The sequence below is a fragment of the Ignavibacteria bacterium genome (assembly GCA_025612375.1).
In the GTDB taxonomy this organism is placed as follows: domain Bacteria; phylum Bacteroidota; class Ignavibacteria; order Ignavibacteriales; family SURF-24; genus JAAXKN01.
In genome coordinates, this window is the sequence record JAAXKN010000016.1 from 64060 (window position 1) to 87756 (window position 23697).

At 44.7% G+C, this 23697-nt stretch carries 13 protein-coding genes; 11 read left to right on the plus strand and 2 right to left on the minus strand.

What is annotated here, in order from left to right; genetic code table 11:
* Positions 1-10: 10 nt before the first annotated feature.
* The 7 genes from HF312_11625 (at position 11) to tnpA (ending at position 12100) form a co-directional block, all read left to right on the plus strand.
* A complete protein-coding gene (locus HF312_11625) occupies positions 11-2116 on the plus strand; it encodes a hypothetical protein (GenBank protein ID MCU7520856.1) in 2106 nt (701 codons plus the stop codon).
* Between the two features lie 22 nt (positions 2117-2138).
* Positions 2139-3155: a PorV/PorQ family protein gene (locus HF312_11630; protein MCU7520857.1), complete on the plus strand. Its 1017-nt coding sequence runs from the start codon at positions 2139-2141 to the stop codon at positions 3153-3155.
* A gap of 34 nt (positions 3156-3189) precedes the next feature.
* The gene (locus HF312_11635) at positions 3190-4515 is read left to right on the plus strand and encodes a hypothetical protein (GenBank protein MCU7520858.1); all 1326 of its coding nucleotides are present in this window, start codon (positions 3190-3192) and stop codon (positions 4513-4515) included.
* Between the two features lie 102 nt (positions 4516-4617).
* Positions 4618-5961: a T9SS type A sorting domain-containing protein gene (locus HF312_11640; protein ID MCU7520859.1), complete on the plus strand. Its 1344-nt coding sequence runs from the start codon at positions 4618-4620 to the stop codon at positions 5959-5961.
* A gap of 219 nt (positions 5962-6180) precedes the next feature.
* Positions 6181-8577 (plus strand): family 10 glycosylhydrolase, encoded by a 2397-nt coding sequence (locus tag HF312_11645; GenBank protein MCU7520860.1) that lies wholly within the window; start codon positions 6181-6183, stop codon positions 8575-8577.
* A gap of 185 nt (positions 8578-8762) precedes the next feature.
* A complete protein-coding gene (locus tag HF312_11650) occupies positions 8763-11192 on the plus strand; it encodes a family 10 glycosylhydrolase (GenBank protein MCU7520861.1) in 2430 nt (809 codons plus the stop codon).
* A gap of 419 nt (positions 11193-11611) precedes the next feature.
* Positions 11612-12100, plus strand: a complete 489-nt coding sequence (tnpA, locus tag HF312_11655; protein ID MCU7520862.1) for an IS200/IS605 family transposase — start codon at positions 11612-11614, stop codon at positions 12098-12100.
* A gap of 116 nt (positions 12101-12216) precedes the next feature.
* On the opposite strand, the gene HF312_11660 is transcribed toward tnpA, so the two are convergent.
* Positions 12217-13545: a hypothetical protein gene (locus tag HF312_11660; GenBank protein ID MCU7520863.1), complete on the minus strand. Its 1329-nt coding sequence runs from the start codon at positions 13543-13545 to the stop codon at positions 12217-12219.
* Positions 13546-13719: 174 nt separating this feature from the next.
* Here HF312_11660 and HF312_11665 point away from each other — a divergent pair, with 174 nt between their 5' ends.
* Positions 13720-14139, plus strand: a complete 420-nt coding sequence (locus HF312_11665; protein ID MCU7520864.1) for a hypothetical protein — start codon at positions 13720-13722, stop codon at positions 14137-14139.
* A 38-nt stretch (positions 14140-14177) separates the two neighbouring features.
* On the opposite strand, the gene HF312_11670 is transcribed toward HF312_11665, so the two are convergent.
* The gene (locus tag HF312_11670) at positions 14178-17099 is read right to left on the minus strand and encodes a histidine kinase (protein MCU7520865.1); all 2922 of its coding nucleotides are present in this window, start codon (positions 17097-17099) and stop codon (positions 14178-14180) included.
* A 426-nt stretch (positions 17100-17525) separates the two neighbouring features.
* Between HF312_11670 and HF312_11675 the strand changes: the two genes are divergently transcribed.
* The 3 genes from HF312_11675 to HF312_11685 all read left to right on the plus strand — a co-directional run.
* Positions 17526-20186, plus strand: coding sequence for a T9SS type A sorting domain-containing protein (locus HF312_11675; protein ID MCU7520866.1), 2661 nt, complete (start codon positions 17526-17528; stop codon positions 20184-20186).
* Positions 20187-20229: 43 nt separating this feature from the next.
* Entirely contained in the window at positions 20230-22905 is a 2676-nt protein-coding gene (locus HF312_11680; GenBank protein MCU7520867.1) for a T9SS type A sorting domain-containing protein, read from the plus strand.
* A 617-nt stretch (positions 22906-23522) separates the two neighbouring features.
* A partial coding sequence (locus HF312_11685) for a hypothetical protein (protein MCU7520868.1) occupies positions 23523-23697 on the plus strand: 175 nt, incomplete at its 3' end.

The window sequence follows — 23697 nt, forward strand, 5'->3', positions numbered from 1 at the left end:
CGAGGAAAAAATGACAAAAAGTTTTAATAAATATGCCGCCGCAATGTCGTTACTGGCAGTGATGCTTTTGATGAGCTCCAGAGTCTCCTTCGCCCAGTATGCCTTCAAGAACATGAGCGTCGGTTCGCTTCACAATTTCTATACCGCAATCGGCGGTGAAATTGAAGAAGCCCGTATGCCGAAGGAGCAGCAGGACGGCTTTGAGTGGCCGGGTATCTATAAGAACCAGGACATGCAGTGCGCCACAGGCCTTTGGATCGGAGCCAAGGATTTTACCGATGGTTCAGGAACTTATCCCTACAGGGTTATACACGTAGGGCCCAGAGTTTCGGGCGCTGGTGAATTCTTTCCGGTTGAACTTAAGATGTACAGCAAGTTCGAACAGCCGTCTATTACAGTTGACGGCAACCCGACTTACGACAAGACAGTTGAGATCGACGGTATACAGCCCGACCTTCCTTATGACAGATTAATTGTAAATAAGGTTAACACTCTGATGGGCCTTTCGATGGAAAGGAAGATCTTTGAGTTCAGCCATCCTTACCACGACAATTATATAGTAATGGAGTATACCTTTACAAACACAGGTTACACGAGTGAGAAGAATGTAAAGGTGCTCGATCAGACATTAAAAGATGTTTACTTCTACTTTAATTACCGCTGGGCCCCCTGCAAGCAGACCAGGTACGTTATAGGCAACGGTACTGGCTGGGGCATGAATACAATGCTTGACGCCAGAGGCGATGGTGTTCTGCCTGATCCTCAGGGTGAAAATTTCCGTACACAGTTCGCATGGCACGGATACTTCCCTGAAAAGCTTGTTACATACAATAATATAGGCGGACCGATCTGGGATCCTTCACAGTCATCAGGTTATGCTCCTGCTTCGGATTCAGTAGGAAGGCTTGCAGCACCGCAGTTCATGGGTGTTCTGACGCTGCATGCTGATACTTCACCGACGGATCCTACAGACAATAAAAATCTTCCTATTATGACCTATGAATCATCTGACATTGGTGCATATTCAGGAAACAGCGCATTTGACCTTGGAAAAATGAAGGATGAGTATCTGAATTTCATCCAGAGACCTACTTCAAACCCGCGTCACGCATACAGTGTTCATCCTGCATCAATGGCAGGCGGTGTAATAAACTTTAAGGAATTTGCCAATCAGACTGAGGCTCCTAAGAAAGGAACTTCGGGCGGATTCTCTGCAAATAATTCATACGGTCCTTACACAATTGCCCCCGGGCAGAGCGTGAAGATCGTTATGGTTGAAGGTGCCGCAGGCATAAGCCACGAAGCCGCAGTAGAGATGGGAAGAAAATACAAGAATGCCTACAAGACACCGCAGTTTACGGCAGTTGAAAAAGAGAAAAATGAATTTGTTATGACAGGCAAAGATTCTCTCATGCAGACATGGAGAAGAGCAACAGACAACTATAACAATAACTGGAATCTTGTTCAGCCCCCGAAACCTCCGAAAATGTTCTCCGTTACTTCAGGCGGTGACAAGATTGGTCTTGAATGGGACAGCGATGATCCTTCGGTAAAGGGATTTGAAATCTACAGAGCACTTGGACAGTACGACAGTACATATCATCTTATTTACAAAGCCGGACCAAATGAAAGAAGCTATGAAGATAAGACTCCTGTACGCGGTTTGTACTACTTCTATTATATATTATCAGTAGGCGACCAGCAGCCTGCAAATCCTGCACTGAATATTCCTGCTTATACCTTAAAGAGCAGCAGGTATTATACACAGACTTATGACGGAGCTAACCTCCTGAGGCAGGCCGGAAAGAATATAAGTGATGTCAGGATCATTCCAAATCCGTTCTTCCTTGGTTCGGATGTCGATGCTACAAGATTTGGTGGTCAGTTTCAGAATGAGCTCCATTTCTATAACACTCCCGGTAAATGTACAATAAAGATATATACCGAGATGGGTGAGCTTATCCAGACACTTAACCACGACAACGGAAGCGGTGATGTTTACTGGAGATCTATAACAAGTTCAAACCAGCTGCTCGTAAGCGGTATCTATATTGCCGTAATTACCAATACGGAAACGGGTGAAAAGCACATTGCTAAATTTTCCATAATCCGATAATTATTTGCAGGCAGGTAATAAAATGAAAAAAATATTTATAATAATAATAAGTTTAATCACGGGAACTTTGCTCTCGGGCAGGCTCCAGGCACAGGATCAGCAGAAGCTTGCACAGAGCGGTATGAAGTTCATGAGTGCAACGCTTGATGCCAGGACTGCAGGGCTTGGCGAGGCAGTTACCGCACTGGACGGCAATGCTGCATTTCTTTTTGCGAACCCGTCAAGTGTTGCCCGCCAGGAAAACCTGGTTAACGCAACTGCAGGTTCAATGACATGGATTGCAGACATCAAGTATATTTACGGTGCCGTCACATTCGCACCTTCGGGCGGTGACTGGGGTGTAATTGGTATTACAGCAATGAACGTCGATTACGGCGATTTTATTGAAACCATCAGTTCTTCAAATACTGAGGGTTTTGTTGAGCTGGGTACCTTTCGTCCTTACGCACTCTCATTAGGTGTAAGTTATGCAAAGGCTCTTAACGATAAGCTGGCACTTGGCGGAAGCATAAAATATGCAAAGCAATCACTGGGCGCAGCCGTGACTTCAATTAACGCTGACGGCAGCTATGTCAAAAGTGACCACGTCAGGGGAGTAATGGCCTTCGATTTCGGCTTGCTATACAGAACCGGTTTCCGCAGCCTCAACTTTGCAATGTCTGTAAAGAACTTCTCTCAGGAGACAAGGTTTGAGAAGGAAAACTTCCAGCTTCCTCTTACTTTCAGAATGGGTCTTTCATTCAACGCGGTTGACCTTCTGGAAAATGTAGACAAGAATATGCACTCGTTCCTCCTTGCAGTTGATGCTGTTCACAACAGGGATTTCCCGGAACAGGTTAACATAGGTGCAGAGTACACATTTATGAATACTATATCATTAAGAGCCGGATATAACACCCCGGCAGATGAAAGAAGCTATACTTTAGGTGTGGGTGTAAAGCAGTCGTACCAGAACTACGGACTTGGAGTTGATTACTCATACACGCCGTATGGTATCTTTGATGCAGTACACAGAGTAAACGTAAGTGTTTCTTTATAAGCCAAATACAAATAAGTAAATAAATGGTAAGAAAATGAAAAATAATATTTACATGAAAAACAGAATTAAGTATCTGGTCCTGCTCTTCCTGACGCTCACCATGTATTATGGCTGTGGTAAAGATGCCGCCCCCGTTTTATATGATGAGTACAAGGACAAGGGGACTCCAGATCCGGTAGTTACTTCTGTTAGCCCGCAGAATGTTGCATACGCAGGGCTGGATACTCTGACAATAACGGGATCCAACTTTTCTGACAGTGCACATACACTGGTATATTTTGATAATGTCGCTGGTACTGTAATTTCTTCCACACCGACACAGATAAGGGTGAAAGTTCCGAATCTTCCCAAAGACGCTCTCGCAATAAGAGTAGTAGTAACAACTGCTTCAAATAATGCTGCTCCTGTTGCCTATGCTCTCAAGGAGGTACAAACGGCATTTTTCACGGGCTTCCTTTATATGGATCAGCCCCAAACGATCACATTCGATAAGGAGGGGAACCTTTACATTTCACATTCTACTAATAATGCCTTTCAGGGTATTAAAAAGATTGATGTTAACAAGAACATTACTGATTATGCCCCCAAAGGTACTTCATCAGCATGGAGTTCTTTGAAGTTCGCATACGGAGCATGGGGCGGACAGTCAGGAAAGCTTCTTGGTGCAAGAAAGAAAAAGGGCATCTGGAAAATTGACCAGGGTACTGCTCCTGCATCAACTCCATTTATTGGTGCTCCAATAGGCGTTGACCAGAATATCTATGATTTTGATTTCGATCCCTCAGGCAACCTCTGGGCTGCAGGTGAAGGACTGAACATTTTCAAGGTCAAGCCGGACTTATCGCAGGCAACGAAGTACAAATTCGCAAATACGTCTTCAAAGATCAATGCTGTCAGGGTTTTCAAGGACAACAACACACTTTATGTTTATGTCGGCGGAACCAAGGATGGCAAGGAAGGCGTATGGCGCTACAAAGTTGTAAATGATGAAATAGTTGCAGGAAGCGAAGAATTATACTTCGATTTTGCAGCAGCTTATCCCGGAATTAATTCAGCCGGCTTCCCATTCGCTGTTCTTGGACTTACCTTCAGCAAGGACGGTTATATGTACATAGGTACAGACGCCGATCCGGCAATTGTAGTTGTCAGTCCGTCAAAAACAGCCAGCGCATTATTGCCCGGAGTGGTTATACCTAAATTTGCATCTTTTGTATGGAATTCATATGATAAGGTGAACGGCCAGAATCTGGTATATTCCAGGAGTTCTATGGACAGTGAACAAGCAACTGAATTCTATGCCAAAATATTTTCCACAAAAATGTTTAAGCAGGGTGCACCATATTACGGACTGGAATTATAATTAAAAAAAATGTATGTAATTAATTGTGGATGTTCTTATATTAAGTATACCTTCTATTTAATTTTATAGTTTTATCGTTCAAAAAAAATAAGGAGTGATTTTATGATGAAACGTCTATTGTTCGTAGTTACAATGTTAGTAGCTTTTTCAGCTACTTCTTTTTCTCAGTGGACTATGACCCCGTTTGGGAAAGCTATTGACACATTAAAGGGCTCAAATTCAGGCGCTCATGGTATCGCTGTGGATCCTGACGGCAAGATTTGGGTTGCTCAGTACAATGTTACTGCAGAATTCAGAGATTCAATGCAAGTAGCAGATAGTAGTAACAGATATTTCAAGACACTGCCAGTTTTAGTTTTCAATCCTGATGGCAGTCCTGCATCAATTTCACCGGTAAGGTCCTGGAAAGATGCCAATGGCAAAGTACTTCCTCTGTGGTTCGGATCAAATACAGGTCTGAACACAGACTTTAGAGGAAACATACTCCTTTCACAGGGAAAAACTGTAGTTAAATTTAATTACAAAACCGGTGAATCGATGGGTACGTACACAGGCAAAGCAGGTCTTACACGCTGCGCCGCTGATACTGTAGGAAATGTTTATGTCGCCTACACTGCACCAGACAATCCGGTAGAAATTCTTGATTCAAATTTAGCATATGTAGAGAATGCAGTTGACGTCATGAAAGGTTACGGCAGAACTCTTGAAGTATCCAAAGACGGTATGACTCTTTATGCACCGAGATATTCAACCCTTATAACCTGGGTTTACCAGAAGCCTGATGAATTCTCAAGCTTCCAGCTTAAAGATTCTGTTCTGGCTGGATGGGCTCCAGAGGGTATTGCATGGAATCCTGGTAATAAACTCTTATATGTTAGTGCCGGTTCATACCAGGCTGCTCCTAATGGCGCATACGGTCCGCTGCAGCAGGATAGATTTGTTACAAAAGGAACCTATTATGGTGTAAGAACTACAGACTGGAAAGTTCTTGACAGTCTTTCATGGAAGTATGCTGAACCTTTCCTCGGAGCCGATCTTTCAGAAAGAAACAGAGGTATTGCTTTCAGTAAAGACGGGAAGACAGCTTACATTATTCAGTTCAACGCATCAGCTATTCCGGCGCTTCAGCGTTACACTACACAGAATCTTCAGACAGGTGTAAAGAAAGAAAACGCAGTTGTTGAAAACTATGCACTTTCACAGAACTATCCAAACCCGTTCAACCCTTCAACAGAGATCAAGTTCTCTATTGCTAAGGACGGATTTGTTTCACTGAAGGTATATGATATACTTGGTAAGGAAGTTTCATCACTGGTTAACGGCCAGATGACAAAAGGCAGCTACTCTGTAAGAGTTGACGGCCAGAACCTGACTTCAGGTATCTATATCTATCAGCTGAATGCAAACGGCGTTATGTTAAGCCGCAAGATGACACTTATGAAGTAATAGGATTGAATAAATTCTAATTCATGCAAAAGCCGCCTGAGTGCGGCTTTTGTTTTATCTATTGTACAATATTGCTCATTTCAGTCTGGAAATCTCCTCCGGCGGGAAAAATCCTCAGGTCAGAAAAATATTCCCCGGAATTGTCTTCAGATTTCCAAATACTTTTGCTATCTTCCATAGAATAAAAATTCCCCATAAATTATTAAATAAGAAACGCTTATGAAAAAAATATTCTACTGTTTATTTGCAATCCTTTGCACATCGGCTTTGTTATTTCCGCAGACATATCCAAAGCAGGAATTAAGAGGCATCTGGATAGCCTCTTTAGGCATCGACTGGCCCTCAACAAGGGGCACTTCAGCAAGCGACATAAAGGCGCAGAAAGACCAGCTTATTTCAATATTCGATAAGCATAAGAGTTACGGCATGAACGCGATGTTTTTTCATGTAAGGCCGAAAGCAGATGCAGTTTATAAGAGCCCAAGTGAGCCATGGTCGCAGTATCTGACTGGAAAGCAGGGATTAGCGCCCTCAGATCCAACTTATGATCCTCTTCAGTTTGCAATCCAGGAAGCTCATAAAAGAGGTATGGAGCTTCATGCATGGCTGAACCCATACAGAGTACTCATGACTTCAGAGGACCCGGGTTCGGTTGATACGGGAAATGTTATGGTAAAGCATCCCGATTGGATAATTAAGTGCAACGGCACTGAATACCGCTTCCTCAATCCAGGGCTTCCGCAGGTAAGAAAGTATTTACTTAGTGTTATTATGGATATTGTGCGGCGCTATAATGTTGATGGTATCCATTTTGACGATTACTTCTATCCTTATGCTGAATACGGAACATTTAATGACGATGCGACATTTGCAGCCTACAAGGGTACATTTACAGACAAGGCGGCATGGCGGATAAACAACGTGAATATGCTTCTTGCTGAGATCAACGACAGTATAAAGGCTGTGAAACCATGGATTAAGTTCGGCATCAGCCCAGCAGGAGGTCCATCGGTGAACCTTACGATCTACTGCGACCCATTCGGATGGCTGAAGGGAAATTACACGGATGAAAACGGGGTGCAGCACACAGGTACGGCATACATCGACTATATACTGCCGCAGCTTTATTCTGCAAACTATGGCGGTCTGCTACCCACATGGTCGGGCGCTTCAACATTAAACGGAAGGCACCTCTACGTTGGAGCACCGGCATACAGGTATGACAGTTATGGAGCAAATGAACTCAGCTGGGAAATAAATAAAAACCGTTCCACTCCCACAGTTAAGGGCGAGGTTTATTTCAGCTCACAAAGCGTTACAGGAAACTATGCGGGTTGTGCTGATTCACTTGTGCATAATTATTATTTATATCCTGCAGTAACGCCGAAAATGGAATGGATTCCCGGCAGCACAACCAAGCCAAATGCTCCGGCAAACCTGAGGGCAGAAAAGAATTCTGCTACAGGAAGGTACGACTTCAAGTGGGATGCACCGGCCAAGGCTTCAGACGGCGACACGGCATTCTCATATATAGTTTACAGGTTTGCAAGCCAGCCTACGGTCGAGATGCTCAATGATGCTACAAAAATACTTGCAACTTACGGAGCAACAACACTGCCGGCAACAGTTGCAAAATATTCAGCTACAAGCGGTGATTATTATGTAGTTACAGCACTGGACCGTTATTCAAACGAGAGTGTAATGAGCAATGTGCTTCATTTAAGCATGCCGGACGAGGTACCTCAGGCACCTGTGCTGGTATCACCTTTGGAAAACACTCCAAACATCGGAACAGCCGGAACGTTCAGATGGCAGGCTGATCCCTTAGCAGAAAGTTATGTTTTCCAGATAGCCAATGACTCTTTGTTTAATGACATTGTAGTCAGCGCGCCTGAACATAAACCCGTGAGCTTCGCTTTCCGCAGCATTATTCCCGGAGAGAAGTATTACTGGAGAGTTAAGGCGGTAGGACAGGGCGGGGGCAGCCCATATAGCCGGTTCATCTTTTTTGAGTCGAGTGTACCGGAAAAAACTGTGCTGGTTTCTCCTGCGCATGCAACAACAAATGTAGCTGTGGTTCCAACATTCTCATGGCAAAAGGATCCAAAGGCGAAGGAGTACCAGTTCCAGATATCAACTTCATCCTCAATGGCTTCAGCCTTTGTTCTGGATACAGTTTTAACTGATACAACTTTTAAGTTAACCCGGGTACTTGCATTAAATAAAAAGCATTACTGGCGTGTAAGGGCAAGAAACACGCTTGGAACCGGTGAATGGTCATCCACTTTCGGATTCCAGACTACCGCTGTAAATGACGTAAAAGAGGATAAGAAAGACCAGATTGTAAGGGAATACTCCTTAAAGCAGAACTTCCCGAATCCTTTCAATCCTTCGACGGTGATCAGGTATTCCCTAGCCAAAGAGGGGAATGTAAGGCTGAGCGTATTTGACGTTCTTGGAAAAGAGGTTGCAGTGCTGGTAGACAGAAACCAGAATGCGGGTTCATACAGTGTGGATTTTAATTCCAATCAGCATAATATTCCGAGCGGAATTTATTTCTATACGTTAAGAACGGGCTCATTTGTTTCAACGCGCAAGATGATAATTATCAAGTAATTTTATAGTCTTTTTGAGACTCTACAGAGCGGCAGGCAAAAAGCCTGCCGTTTTATTTGATCTTCAGTGAATCTCCATTTTCCGCCGCCACGAAATTGCCTCACATTTTTATTCTGAATTCCGAAATAATTTGCTATTTTCAGAGTACTAAAAATTCCCCCCAATCAGATATAATGGAAGTGCCAATGAAAAAAATATTTTACTGTTTATTATTCGTCCTTTCAATGTCCGTTTTGTCTTTTCCGCAGATTTCACCCAAGCAGGAATTAAGAGGAGTATGGATTGCTTCACTGGGAATTGACTGGCCCTCAACGCGCGGCACAGACGCCGGTAGCATAAGTGCGCAGAAAAATCAGTTGACAACAATATTTAATCAGCACAAGACCTTCGGATTAAATGCAATTTTCTTTCATATAAGGCCCAAATGCGACGCAGTATATAATAGCTCAATTGAGCCATGGTCGGCATACCTGACAGGAAAGCAGGGGTTGGCTCCAGCGGATCCGAATTATGACCCGCTTCAGTATGCAGTTACCGAGGCTCATAAAAGAGGAATGGAACTGCATGCGTGGCTGAACCCGTACAGAGTGCTTTCACTGAATGAGGATTCGAATGCAGTTGCACCGACAAATGTTATGAAGAAGCATCCGGAGTGGATAATAAAATGTGCAATTCCTTCCGGGTCAACTGCAAAGTATCCTTATACATTCTTAAACCCGGGTATTCCAGCTGTAAGAGCTTACCTGGTAAATGTAATTATGGACATTGTACGCCGTTATGATATAGACGGCGTTCACTTTGATGATTATTTTTATCCTTATACTGACTATGGTCCGTTTAATGATGATGCTACGTATAACACATATAAAGGCACTTTTACAAGCAAATCTGCATGGAGAATGAACAACGTTAATCTGCTTCTGGCAGAAATTAACGACAGCATTAAGGCCGTAAAGCCGTGGATTAAGTTCGGGATAAGCCCTTCGGGTAATCCGTCAGTAAATACTGGTATTTACTGTGATACTCAGGGATGGCTGCAGGGAAAGTACACAGATGACTCGGGCGCAGCACACACCGGCACTTCATACATCGATTACATTATGCCGCAGCTTTACTGGGTCAGCTATAACAATCAGCTTCCAAACTGGTCGGGCGCTTCTTTCTTAAACGGAAGGCATCTTTATATCGGGCTTCCATCTTACAGGTATGCCGAGAGCGGTTTTTCACCGAGTGAGCTTGGCTGGGAGATGAAAACCAACCGTACCACCTCTACAATAAAAGGTCATGTTTTTTACAACTCAAACAGTCTGACGGCAAAAAACTTCGCCGGGTGCACAGATTCACTGATTCATAATTTTAACGTTTATTCGGCTATTACTCCAAAGATGTCATGGATTACCGGAAGCAATACAAAGCCGAATGCACCGCTGAACCTGAGGGCAGAAAAAAATACGACATCGGGAAAATATGAGCTTAAGTGGGATGCGCCGCAGAAGGCACAGGATGGCGATGAAGCATTCTTTTATATAGTTTACCGCTTTGAAAGTGAACCAACAGAGGCGATGCTTAATGATCCCTCGAAGATACTGGGCACTTACGGCGAGACGACACTGCCCTCAGCATTTGCAAAATATTCAGTTACATCGGGCAATTACTATGTGGTGACGGCTGTTGACCGCTACTCTAATGAAAGCGCCATGAGCAACGTGTTCCATATGGACCAGCCGGACCAGATACCTGTGACACCTGTTCTGAAGTCCCCTGCTGACCGCACGGCAAGCCTGGTCAACACTGCAACACTTACATGGAACAGTGTTCCACTGGCCGAAAGCTACGTCCTTCAGATTGCAAAGGACAGCCAGTTCAAGAATGTAGTTGCATATGCCCCCGAGCACAGAAAACTTTCTTTTACCTACAATTCCGTAGCGGCGGGTATTCAATATTACTGGAGGGTTAAAGCCGCGGGACCGGGCGGCAGCAGCGAATACTCAGCTCCTTTTGAGTTCGAATCGAGCATAATGGGCACTCCTGTATTATCAGAACCTAAATATACGGCTAAGGATGTTGTATTAAATCCTGTATTCAAATGGGCCAGGGTACTAAGCGCCACCTCATACAGGCTGCAGTTAAGTGCAGATCAGAATTATACAAACATAGTTGTCGATACAGTTGTAGCAGATACGGCGTTTGCACTTGCGAAACCGCTTCAGACCGGGAGCTACTACTACTGGCACATAAAAGCAAAGAACGCATCTGCCGAGACCGGCTGGTCGGCCAGGTGGCAATTCCTCACCACATATGTTTCAGCTATTAAGGAAGACAGGGGTGAGAAGGACGTACAGGTAAGGGAATATTCGCTTAAGCAGAATTATCCGAATCCTTTTAATCCATCAACTGTAATCAGGTATTCTCTGGCCAAAGACACACGCGTAAAGCTGAGTGTATATGACATGCTGGGCAACGAAATTGCGGTGCTTGTTGACAGGTACCAGAACGCAGGAAACCACAGCATAGAATTCAACGCCGACAGGTTCTCAATTACGAGCGGGATATATTTCTATATGCTGAAAACAAATGATTTCGTATCGACAAGGAAAATGATAATAGTTAAGTAATTTATTACACAATCATTTTACGGATGCAGCAGCGGGCAAACAAGCCAGTTGCTGCATTTTTTTTGCTCATTCTTTTTTATGGGGTAATTAGGAAATGTTAAGTCTCTAACAGAGAATGCCTCAAAGGAGCCTCGGAGAGGCAACTTGTCTGTAACAGAAGATTCCCCACCCATCCTTTTTATAGAGCCTCGGATGAGGCGACTTGTCTGTAGAAAAAGGACGATCAAAAAAACAATTCAGAGCTCCGGCGGAGCGACTTGTTTGTAGAAAATGAGGTCACCCCACCCCTCTTCCAGAGCCCCGGAGGGGTCAGCCGCGGCTGATCTGTAGCTTTGTGCCATAATTCACCTCATTAAACCGCAATTCCTATTACCTTCACCTATATACATCAAAACATTCCCCGGAGGAGGAAATAAATTATGGCAGACACATTCAGCCAGGTATACCTGCACATTGTATTTGCTGTTAGGCACAGAGATCACCTTATAAGACCCTCATTTTCCGAAGAGCTTCAGAAGTACATGACAGGAATTGTAAAAAGCCACAACTGCAAGACTCTGGCCATAAAAGCCATGCCGGACCATGTGCACCTGTTCGTCTCCTACGTCCCGGGCTCCTCGGTCTCAGACATGGTAAGGGAAGTTAAGGCGTATTCATCGGAGTTCATAAAGAAGAAGAATTGGCTGAGTGGTTTTTCATGGCAGCAGGGATACGGAGTCTTCTCATATTCCAGGAGCCAGATAAGCCAGGTGATCCAGTATATTCAGAACCAAGAAGAACACCACAGGCATAAGTCTTTCAGGGAGGAATACATGAAGATACTGAAAGATTTTGCAGTTGAAATGGGAAATAAAGAAGTTTTTAATTGGGTAATGGAAGAGGAGAAGAAAAAATTGGAAGATGAATAGTTTTTACAAGTCGCTCCTCCGGAGCTCTGAATTGTTTTTTAACGCCATATTTCTACAGGCAAGTCGCATCTCCGATGCTCTGGAGGGGGGAGATCTTAATCTTTTTTACAAACTAGTCATTCCTCCAGGACTTTTCTCTTTTTATTCTCCGGCAGATGTTTTAAGAATGGGGGAAAGAGATATATGTTGGCACCTATCCTCCCTAAGAGCATTGCAAGGGCCGCGGCCACTACACCAATAAAGGCAAAATATTTAATTGTAATGAAAAGTGTCAGTATAATTCCGCCAACTTCAATTGCAGTTGCGGTTGTGATATACCTTGTTGCCCTCGAATCCACAAGTATAGCCCTCTGAAAGTTGATTAAAACCTCCAGTCCCGGAATTAAGGCAAGTATCATTAAAGGAGGCCTTGCAATTAAGGCAAGGGTTTTTGATAATCCTGAAATATCAATAAACCATACGTCAGCCAAAGGAAGGAAAGCAATAAGCATGAGGGCACCTGTAGAAAGCACGCCAAGAATATATGCAAAGTTCCGCAAAGGAAGATATTCCTTCTTATTTTCACCCAGCAGGGCAATTGAAGTCTCCTGGTATGAAACGCCGAAGCTCTTGAAGATAAAAATAAAAGAATTCACCACAGGAAGCACGGCAAGGGATTCCAAAGGCATACGGCTCTGCCCCATAAAAAACGTAATCATCGGGTTTACAGCCAGTGTAAGGATGGAAGTAAGCGCAAGGGGATAGTAAAAGTTAATTATCTCCCTGTATGACAGGTTCTCCTGCTGAACTGAGGGCGCCTCATGTTTTAATTTTTTTACAATTTTTGCCGCCATTATCCTGCTTGCAACAGCCTCGCACACAACGCCCATAGACAGGCCTGAGGCCCCCACAATTGCCCCGTTAAGGCTGGTAGTAAGAAAAAGTACGAGCGCCGTAAGGGACATTGAGCCCAGCCTTACAATTGTGCCATAGGCAACTTTGCGCGTGAGGTTATTTCTGATGAGTATACCCTGGTAAAACCTCCTGTAGCCGATGGCGGCAGGCCAGGGAATAAGAATAATTGTTGCTATATGGGTAAGCCTGGCCACCTCAGGAGGCAGCATTACGAGGTTTTCGGCCACATAGTAAAATACGGGAGGCAATATAAAAATTACAATTAAAGCCGTTATTATGGCGTTAAGAGCATATGCAAAGCTTCTTAGCTTAAAGAAGGTATACCTGTTTTTTATTATTGCCACTGATGCGCTCATCATCATAATAATAGGGGCTTCCATAATCATGGCAAATGAGAATGCAACGCCGTAGGCCGCCAGGTTGTACTCGGCCTTAGGCATTCTTGCAATTATTGCAGAAAGGTAAGGTCCTTCAACAGACATCATAAGCCATGTTGCCGAAAGAGGCAGCCAGAACCTGAATATTTTCGATATACTAAGTGTATGGGGCATAATTTATAAAATAACAGAATTTCTGAATATGAGTATCAAAGATACAAAAGTAGCGCAAGAAATTAAGGAAATATTCTTTGGGCCTGTTGCCACTTCAAAAATAAATTCCTAATATTGTGCCGTATTCAGCGCTCTTCTTTTCCGTTTTAACTATTTTATATCAGCGGAGGCAGCATGCGTGCGGTGATAAATATTTTCCTCTTAACATTTTTTCTCTCAGTCCCGGCTTCTGCCAATAACAGGCCGTATGTTCCGGAGAAAGACTCTCTCAGTGAAGTCAACGAGATGACTATTGAGGTCAACGTACCCGAAGCACATACAATTGAAACTGAGCTGGGTTTTGTGGAAAATGGCGGGATCCTCTTTACCCGGCAGACAGACGTTACGGTTTTCGGAACGGTCAAAACTGCATATAAGCTTGAGGAAGTAAAAATAAACGGAAGAAAAGCAAAGTTTTCACCCGAAGGCGACAGGTATAAATTCCAGCGCAGGATACATCTTGAGGATGAGTATAATACGGTTATTGTTTCCGTTACGGACGTTAAAAACACGGTTAAAGACATGGCTTTTACAATCCACAGAAAAAGTAATTAAGCCCGAGAGAAAAAACCCAGCCGGAGGCAGGCAAGGGGCTAGCCCTTGCCGTTGGAGCCCGGTTTAAGAATAATTCCCTTATTCTGGTGGCCGTTTATTTTTATAGTAATCGGCTTATCGAACCTCAAGTGCCTGGTGTAATTAGCCGAGGCATGAACCTCCTGGCATGAGAGCCACTCCCAGTCTATAAATCCTTTATGTTCAAAGCTGTTTACGGTAAAGTAACCCACGCGGAAAGAAGTTATATTCTGGAAGAAGTGTGAGCCCTGAGAAGGCGTTACGCTGAAATCCTTAAAGCCCGACTCAACAATTGTGTGCGCCCCCGAGATCTGGTCCCATGTAACCGGAATTCCAAGCCACTGGTCAAGCGAGCCCCAGCGTCCGACGCCGATTAAAAGGTATGGGCGTTTTTCCTCCAGGAGTTTCGAGTTAAACATTCCGACTTCGAGAGCCGCTTCGCGGCTTTTATTTCTTTCAAACTTTTCGCGGTCGACAACAACAATGTCGTATATGTCGCTTATGACGCCGTTACCCAGGACCTGGCCGCTCTGGACCAGGAGGTCGCCTGCGTTAAACTCATCTACATTCAGTTCTTCGGCCTCATTTGAAAGCACCAGGGGGCGCATCTGCAGGAGCGCGAATTCCTTGGGCGTTCCGCGTTGAACGCTCAGATTTACGGCGTATTCGATTTCGACTGGTGTACCCATACCCCAGCTTCCAAGGTCCAGTATAAGGTCCAGTATATCGGAAAGCGGGAACACCTTATGTTTAAGTATAGGGGCAAAAGTAACGACCCTCTGGCCGCTTCTTGAGATGCCGTCGTAGACCTGGTCGTTCTCGGGTGAAAATGTTGAGCCCGCGGCATAAAGGGTTCCGTCTTTTTCCGCAACGCTGAGGTCGTAGCGCTGCACGAGCACGTCGTGGCACTGTGCGGTTTTATTCCTGATATTGCTGTGCAGGTTGAGAGCAAAGAATTCCTGCTGGGCGTTTCTGACAGTTTCCTTAGTTGAGAAAAACTGCATAAGGTGCCGGGGGTACTTAGGGCAGAAGCGGACGGAGTTGCCGCCGTCGACGACGGTTTTGCCAAGTCCCAGTGCCGCCATTGCAATGCCGTCGGTCGGTTTCTGCGGAGCAACGGGATAAAAGTTATAGCTTCTTGCCACGCCTGCAAAGTCGGGATAGAAGCGGTTTTCGTGCTGGCTGCCGGCCATGCGCTGTATAATGACGGCCATCTTTTCTTCCTCGAGGCGGTAGCTGGTGACCTTCATGTAGTCTTTTGCAGCCTTGAAAAATGTGGAGGCATAAACTCTTTTAATTGTATTAAGCAGCTCCTTCAGTCTTACCTCGGGGTCCTCGTCATTGTTAGGAAGCATATAGGTCTCGTAAACGCCTGCAAAAGGCTGGTACTGCGAGTCTTCGAGAAGGCTTGAAGAGCGTACGGCGAGGGGTTCTTTCACCATATCAAGAAAGTCCGCAAGCTTGCGTTTTACGTCTTTGGGGAAGACTTTTGAGTCGACAAATTTTCTTGCAATTTCCTCGTCGTCCGTGGCATTAAGAGAGAAGTTGACGAGCTCATTTGCCTCAATAAAGCTGTCGAAGACGTCTGTTGCAATTACAATAGCCGCGGGAACGAACATTTTAACGCCCGGGAAGCGGTCGCGCAGGTTATAGTTATAGATTAAGTTATTTAAGAAACCCAGTCCGCGTGCCTTTCCGCCGATGGAGCCGCCGCCAATACGTGCGAAGCTGTTCTGGGGGTCGAAAGAGGTTTTTGAGAAATCTGTTATAATGCCTCTTGTACGGAGCTCCAGGTACTGGTGAAGCGAGCTTATGAGCTCCTGCCTCAGGTCGTCGATGCTCGGGAAGTCGCTTACCTTGTGCGGGCGGAGTTTGTGGGCAAGCCAGAATTCGGTTCTTGCCTTAAGCCAGTTTGAAAAATGATTTCTTTCGGCGTGGTACTGTATAGTTTCGTCGGGTACTTTTTTAAGCTGTTCTTCCAGTTCCTTAAGGTTTGTAGCAACTCCCACCTCCCGGCCGTCGGGGGTATAGAAGATAAAGTCGCCGAATCCGAAGCGGTGGATTATAAATTCCTGAAGCTCGTGCAGAAGTCTAGGGGAATTTTTTAAGAGGAAAGATGCTCCCGCGTTTCTGGCACTTTCAGCGTGCTGTGCGTTACTGGACTGCAGGAGAACGGGGATATCCTCGTGGATTGCCTTAACGTTCCGCGCAAATTTAATTCCCGCCTCAGGGTCCTTAATGCCGTAATGAGTAAAGTTAATGTCGGATATTACGCCAAGTATATACTCTGAATATTTTTCTATATAGTCCCAGGCTTCCTCATAAGTTGTGCAGAGGAGGATCTTGGGCCTGGCGCGCATTCTTAGGAACTTATGCGAGAGGTTAACGCCTTCGGATATAAGCCGCTGCGACTGTTTAAGGACCTCCGTATAGATAATAGGGAGGTAAGAGGAATAGAACTTTACGTTATCCTCAATTAAGATAATGGACTGCACGCCGATAAACTTAGTATCGTTATCGACGTTTAATTTATCTTCCACGCTTTTAACTATACCGATGAGGAGGCGGTAGTCGCCCTGCCATATGAATACCTGCTCAAAGACAGATGTGTCGTAGTTGGTAACGAGCTCCTTTCTTTCACGGTTGTCGTAGGCAAGGAGGATAATAGGAATATTGAGGTCCGCGTTACGGACAGCCTTTGCGAACTTCACGACGTGCATATCCTCAATATGCATTGTAGTAATAATAAGGTCGAAGTGAGTTTCCTTAGCCAGCTGAACGGCCTCTATGCCGCTTGAGACGTGAGTTATCTCGGGAGCGTGGCTGAGGTTAAGGGCCTGGTATTCTCTTCTTATCAATTCATACAGCCTGCCGTCTTCTTCAAAGAGGTAGGCGTCATAAAGGCTCGAAACAAGGAGTATTTCGCGTATCTTAAAAGGCATCAGCTTCTGGAATTTCCTGTAGCGCTGGCCTAACATGTCTTCAAGACTGAAGTGTTGTGTTGTGCTATGCATAAATTTTATTTTGATTTCTTTATTACGGATATATAAGAAAATAATGTTCAAGGTTCAAGGTCGGAGGTCAGAGGTTCAACGTTCAACGGGAAGAGGAGGTCCGACGTCCGACGTCCAACGTCCGACGGAAAGAGGGAGGTCATACGTCCGACGGAAAGAGGGAGGTCATACGTCCGACGGAAAGAGGGACGTCCGACGTTTAACGGGAAGAGGGAGGGGGTGAATATGTCAGCGCAATAAATCGGCCCTGTTCCGAAATGGTTTGATTGTTTTTAGCGGAATAATATTATTCTCTATCGACAAGGGAACTTCATTCCGGCTTTCCTTAAAAATCCTTGTCAGGGGGATTGAATTATGAAGAATTTGTTTACCATTCTTTTGTGCTGGGTAATGTTTTACCTGGTCCTGTCTGATAATTATTTACATGCACAATGGACCCAAACTAAAGGTCCAAGTGGAGGCAGCGTTGCATCACTGGCGGTTAGCGGTCCCAACATTTTGGCGGCTGTTGGTCAGGGACAGGGAATATTCCTTTCAACTGATAACGGAAAGAGCTGGAGTAAAATAAAAAATATTTTTCCTGAATACAATTATGTTACCTCAGTTGCCGCGCCCGGATCTAATACCATTGCCGGGACAGGCGAGGGCCTATATCTTTCAACAGACAATGGGATAAACTGGACTATGCTGAATTCCGGGCCTATCTATGCAAGGGCATTTGCCTCGACCGGGACAAGGATCTTTTGTGCAGGAGATAACGGGCTATACTATTCAACCGATAACGGGAATACGTGGACTAAATTAACTGATGCCCCGGCTGTCTATACTCCGGTTAATGCTCTTGCAGCGCTAGGATCAATTATATTTACCGGTACCGACGCAGCTCCGGAAAATAGCGGAGTTTATCTTTCCACAGATAACGGGCAAAGCTGGGCAAAGGCAGACAGCGGTCTCTCCAATAAAATGGTGACTTCCTTTGCCGTAATCGATTCCAATATTTTTGCGGGGACCCATGGCGGAGTATTCCTTTCTACCAACCACGGTGCAAGCTGGAGCAGCGTCAGCACCGGACTGGTAAACACTTATGTTACTACTCTGGCAGTTAGCGGGAAGCATCTTTTTGCCGGGACAAAGGACGGAGTTTTTCTTACTACAGATAACGGCACAAACTGGAATAAAGCAAGTTCAGGTATACCTGACAAAGCGGAAGTCAATACATTTGCAGTAAACGGGACAGATATTTTTGCGGGAACAAACTACCTACAGGGAATAGATGGAATGGGGCTGTATGTATCCACTAATTCCGGAGCGAGCTGGACCGCTGCAAATAAAGGAATTGTAAATACCACGGTTACCTGTTTAGTGCTTAAGGGGAGTGATATTTTTGCTGGCACTCATGCCGGCCTTTTCCACTCCGGTGATGATGGTAACACCTGGGAAGTCCTGACGAACGGCCTTGGAAATAATTCAATCAGTGTTCTTGCCGTAAGCGGCGATTATATATTTGCCGGAACAGACAGTAACGGAGTCTTCCGTTCAAATGACAAGGGGACAACCTGGACTCAGGTAAATAGCGGATTAAAAAATCTATCTATTAAAGCGCTTTTCGTACACGGGACCGACCTTTTTGCGGGGCTCTGGAATTCGGGTGCTTTCCGGTCAACTGATAACGGTCAGAGCTGGAGGGAGATAAATAATGGCCTGACAAACCCCGGGGTAACATCATTTACTGCGAACAATAAATATATTTTTGCCGGAACCGGCTTCGGCGGAGTATTCCGTTCATCCGATAATGGAGATAACTGGACTGCAACTAAAAAACCTGACACTAAATACCTGTACTCAATGGCATCAATAGGAGACGTAATCTTTGCCGGGCATGACATGGGTTATGGAGTCATCCGTTCAACAGACAACGGGGATTCCTGGCAGCTGGTACAGGGAGGTTTTATATTTTCACTTGCAGTATCAGGAACGAATCTTTTTATTGGATCAGACAATGGAGTTTCTCTTTATGATGGCAGTGCTGGAACTACGAAAAAGGTTGGAACCGGATTTCCCGATCTTCCCGTTTTTGAAATTATCTCTATGGCAGCATCCGTGAATGAACTGTATGCCGGGAGCTGGAACTACGGCGTGTGGAAACGCCCATTGTCAGAAATGATAATGCCAGCTCCACAACCAGGCATTCCAAATTTAATCTCTGTGAAAAATAATTCCAATGATCAGCCTTTGGATCTTACACTCAGCTGGAATAAGGCGTCTGCAGCCGATTCATATTACCTCATTGTATCTAATGACAGTCTGTTCAAAGATGTTGTACTCAGCGACTCCGCACTGGCCGACACCAGCAAAGAAATAAAAGGTTTAAAAGAAGGGATGAAGTATTACTGGAAAGTAAGCTCAAAGAATCAGGCAGGTAAAAGCCCGTTCTCGGAGGTCTGGAATTTCACAACAATACTTTATGCTCCTGAAGGCCTGGGGGCTTCTGTTCAGAACAACAAAAAGATAAATCTCACGTGGAAGGATAACTCAGAAAATGAGGCGGGTTATATTATTGAAAGAAAAATGGATGCTGATTTTATTCCCATTGATACAGTGAATGCTAATACATTAAGCTACACCGACTCCACAGCAAAGCCTGCAACATATCATTACAGGATTTATGCATATACACCGTTTGCAGTTTCAGCATACAGCAACATTGCTTCAATTACCTTGACCGGTGTAGATGCATTTGCATTTATACCCAATGAGTTCAGGTTATTCCAGAATTATCCTAATCCATTTAATCCAGTAAGTACAATACGCTACTGGCTGCCTGAGAGAAGTTTTGTGGAGCTTAAAATTTTTGACATGCTTGGCCGTGAGGTTTCCACTCTGCTGAATGAAGAAAAAGATCCGGGAGAATATAAGATTCAGTTCAACGCCTCCGGCATTCCAAGCGGAGTATACATATATACAATCAGTGCCGGCAGGTTCACAGACACAAAAAAATTCATTCTCCTGAAATAATTATTGAAGCATTGTGCACCAGCATAAATAAATGGAGGGAATCATGAAAAACTCCTTACTTTTTTTATCCCTTACGGTATTTTTCTTCCTGTTCCACGCTGGCCTTAAGGCACAGTGGACGAAGGTTGACGGGCCCTATGGCGGCAGGATTAATGTAGTGGCTGCAAGCGGGAATAAGGTCGCTGCTCATTCTGAAGATGCCGGAGTCTTTCTCTCAACTGGTAAAGCAAAGAACTGGACCGCCCTTAACAGCGGTCAGCTTTCGAACTGGGTAACTTCAATTCTTATCAGGGGCGACAATATTCTGCTAATTGGAACCGAGGAGGGGCTTTATATTTCCACAAATAATGGCGCAAGCTGGGAGAAAAATCTCAGCGGGCTGGGTAATTTCAGCATACAGGCTTTAGCTGAAAGCGGGGAAACAATTTATGCCGGGAGCACTAAAGGACTATTCCAGTCAACGGATAATGCATCAAGCTGGACAAGAGTAGAAGTGGACTCCTCCGAAAACCCGGTTGTGTCAATTGCCGCAAAAGACAGCATGCTGGTTATTGGAACCGGAGCAGGAATCTTTGTTTCACTTAACAAGGGCGTGAGCTGGAAGCGCAGTACCGGCGGGTTACCCGAAAAGGCCGCAGGAAAGGTTGTAATTAACGGGAACAGCATTCTGGCCGCAATAAACGATAATGGAATTTATATTTCCGCAGACAGCGGATCAACATGGACTCAGGCCAATTCCGGGCTGCCTTCCATACATTATTTTTACGATATAGTTTCTGACGGGAAGCTGGTGCTTACAGCCCTGGGCTCATATGGAATATTCAAATGGAGTGAAATTAGTTCAGCCTGGCAGGCTGTAAATAGTGGATTGCCGGAGAATGTTCAGGTGAAAAGTATTGCCGGTTCCGAAGGCAGTTTTTACGCAGGAACTTCCTGTGCGGGGATATTTCTTTCTACAGATGATGGATCTCACTGGTTACAATCGAATAATGGTTTAGGAGGGCTTTCCTTCACATCCATGGCAGCAAGGGGCGACAGCATATTTGTTATTACACAGTACTGCGGAATATATTTCTCAGAGGACGGTCTCATAGACTGGAAAATCCTGAATATACCCGACTTTGAAAAGAACTTCATTAATGTTATGGCCTTTGATTCGAAAAATATTTACGTCAATGTTGGGCAGGATGGGATTCTCCGGTCGACAGATAACGGGCTAAGCTGGGAAGCTGTTAACAATGGAATTCTGCAGTTCAGGGAGGGATTCAGTGCAATCCTCTCACACAAAAATAAGATGTTTGCCGCAACATATGATGCTCCCGGTTGGAAAGGGGCGCTATACTATTCCACTAATGCCGGGAATGAATGGCTGAAGGTAACTTCGGAAATAACGGACTTTTCGGCACTGAATTCAATGGTATCGAACGGGAGCGACATTTTTGCGGTCTCGCGCGGAAAGGTTTATTTATCCACGGATGACGGTTCAAGCTGGAAGGAGGCAAATAACGGGCTGGAAGGAAAGGAGGTATTATCAGTTAAAGCCAATAGCGATGTTGCATTTGCATCTACCATAAGTGATGGAGCTTTCATGTCAACCGATAAAGGCCAGAGCTGGACAGCAGTAACGGGTGAGCTTAAGGGAAAGCAGGTCTTTTCGTTTGCTCTTCCTGGGAACAGCATTGTTCTTGCAGGGACTAAAGGCAGCGGGGTGTACATCTCATCAGATAACGGTTTAAGCTGGAAGCAGGCAGGTTCAAATTTGCCACAGGAAGATATGATTAGCCTGGAAAAAAGCCGGAATTATGTTTTTGCAAGAAATCAAAATACATTGTGGCGCGCTGCAATTTCAGAATTGACGCCTCCGCTTCCATCCGTTCCGAAATTGCTTTCGGTGGCAAATAACTCAAAAGGCCAGCCCTTAAGCCTGAGTCTCAAATGGGAACAGGCTGAGAATGCAGGATGGTATAATCTGCAGGTTTCAAAAGACAGCCTGTTTAAGGATATAGCCTTTGAGGATTCAGCGATAATTTTATTATCGAAAGACATTACGGACTTAAGCGAGGGCAGGATTTATTACTGGAGGCTCCGGGCCGGGAACGGCATAGGATTAAGCCAGTGGTCGGAAGTATGGAACTTCACTACTGTTCTGAACAGGCCTGACAGCTTAAGCCTGACCGCAGTTACAAAAGGAATTAAGATTGCCTGGAAGGACAATTCTGCAAACGAGAGCGGATTTGTAATAGAAAGGATGCACCTGGAAGGCTTTACGGTTTTAGATACGGTAAAAGCCAATACCGTAAGCTACACAGATACAACGGCAGTTCAGTCCGTTTATTATCACTACAGGGTAAAAGCATTTAATCAGTACACTGCTTCTGACTACAGTGATACGGCATCGATTATGCTGACATATGCAGAAAGGGGAAGCGTAAGACCCGTAGAATATGACCTGTTTCAGAATTATCCGAACCCGTTTAATCCAGTTACCGTGATCAGGTATACACTTCCTGCAGAAAGCACAGTCAGGATTGCAGTATATAACGCGCTAGGGAGAACGCTGAAGGAGATGATTGTTAAGAATCAGGGTGCCGGGCTGCATGAGATAAGTTTTGATGCACAGAACATATCGTCGGGAGTATATTTCTACATACTGGAAGCCAGGGCAATTGACGGGACAAAAAGTTTCAGGCAGATAAAAAAGATGGTAATAATTAAATAATCCAATGAATATTATTTTGCTTTAGATCTAAGGAGTATAAACATTTAGGGAATGAAAATGAAATGTGAGCCTATGGAATTACGCATTCAATAAGCCCGACTCGGTCGGGCGTAACCTTAGTAGCCCCGGGGTAAGGGAGTTCGCCTCGGGCGAACGACCGACCCCTGGGTACAGGTATCCCCCACCCCCATCCCAGCTCCGGTCAGGAGCGGCACATAAAATCCACACAATTTATTGATTTTAGATGTGAATCAATTTCTTCGGTGAATATGAACCATTTAATCGGGTGAATATGAACCATTTAACCGGGTGAATGTTAATCAATTAATTGGGTGAATGTGCATGAATTTAATCCGGTTATGAATTTAATTATTTAACCTGGAACATTCTTATGTGTCGCTCCTGACCGGAGCTCCGTGTGGTGTGTGGGGGATCTTTAACCCGGGGTTCCCGCATTCACCTTCGGTGAATTTGGTTACCCCGGGCTACAAACAAAGCGCACCTCCGGTGCTTAGTGATTGCGTAATTCTAAATGCTCACATTCCACATACAGGGAGAGGCGATTTCCCGGGGCCCCGTACCTAAAGGTACGGGCTAGTCAGCCAAATTTACAAACGATGGGCTATACCAACCAGACAGACTCCAGGTACAAGTTTACTGAGAAAGAGCGTGACTTAGGCACAAATTATGATTATTTTGGAGCCAGGTATTATGACAGTGAACTGGGAAGATGGCATAGCGTGGATCCTTTGGCCAGTAAATACCCGGGATGGAGTCCTTATAATTACACAA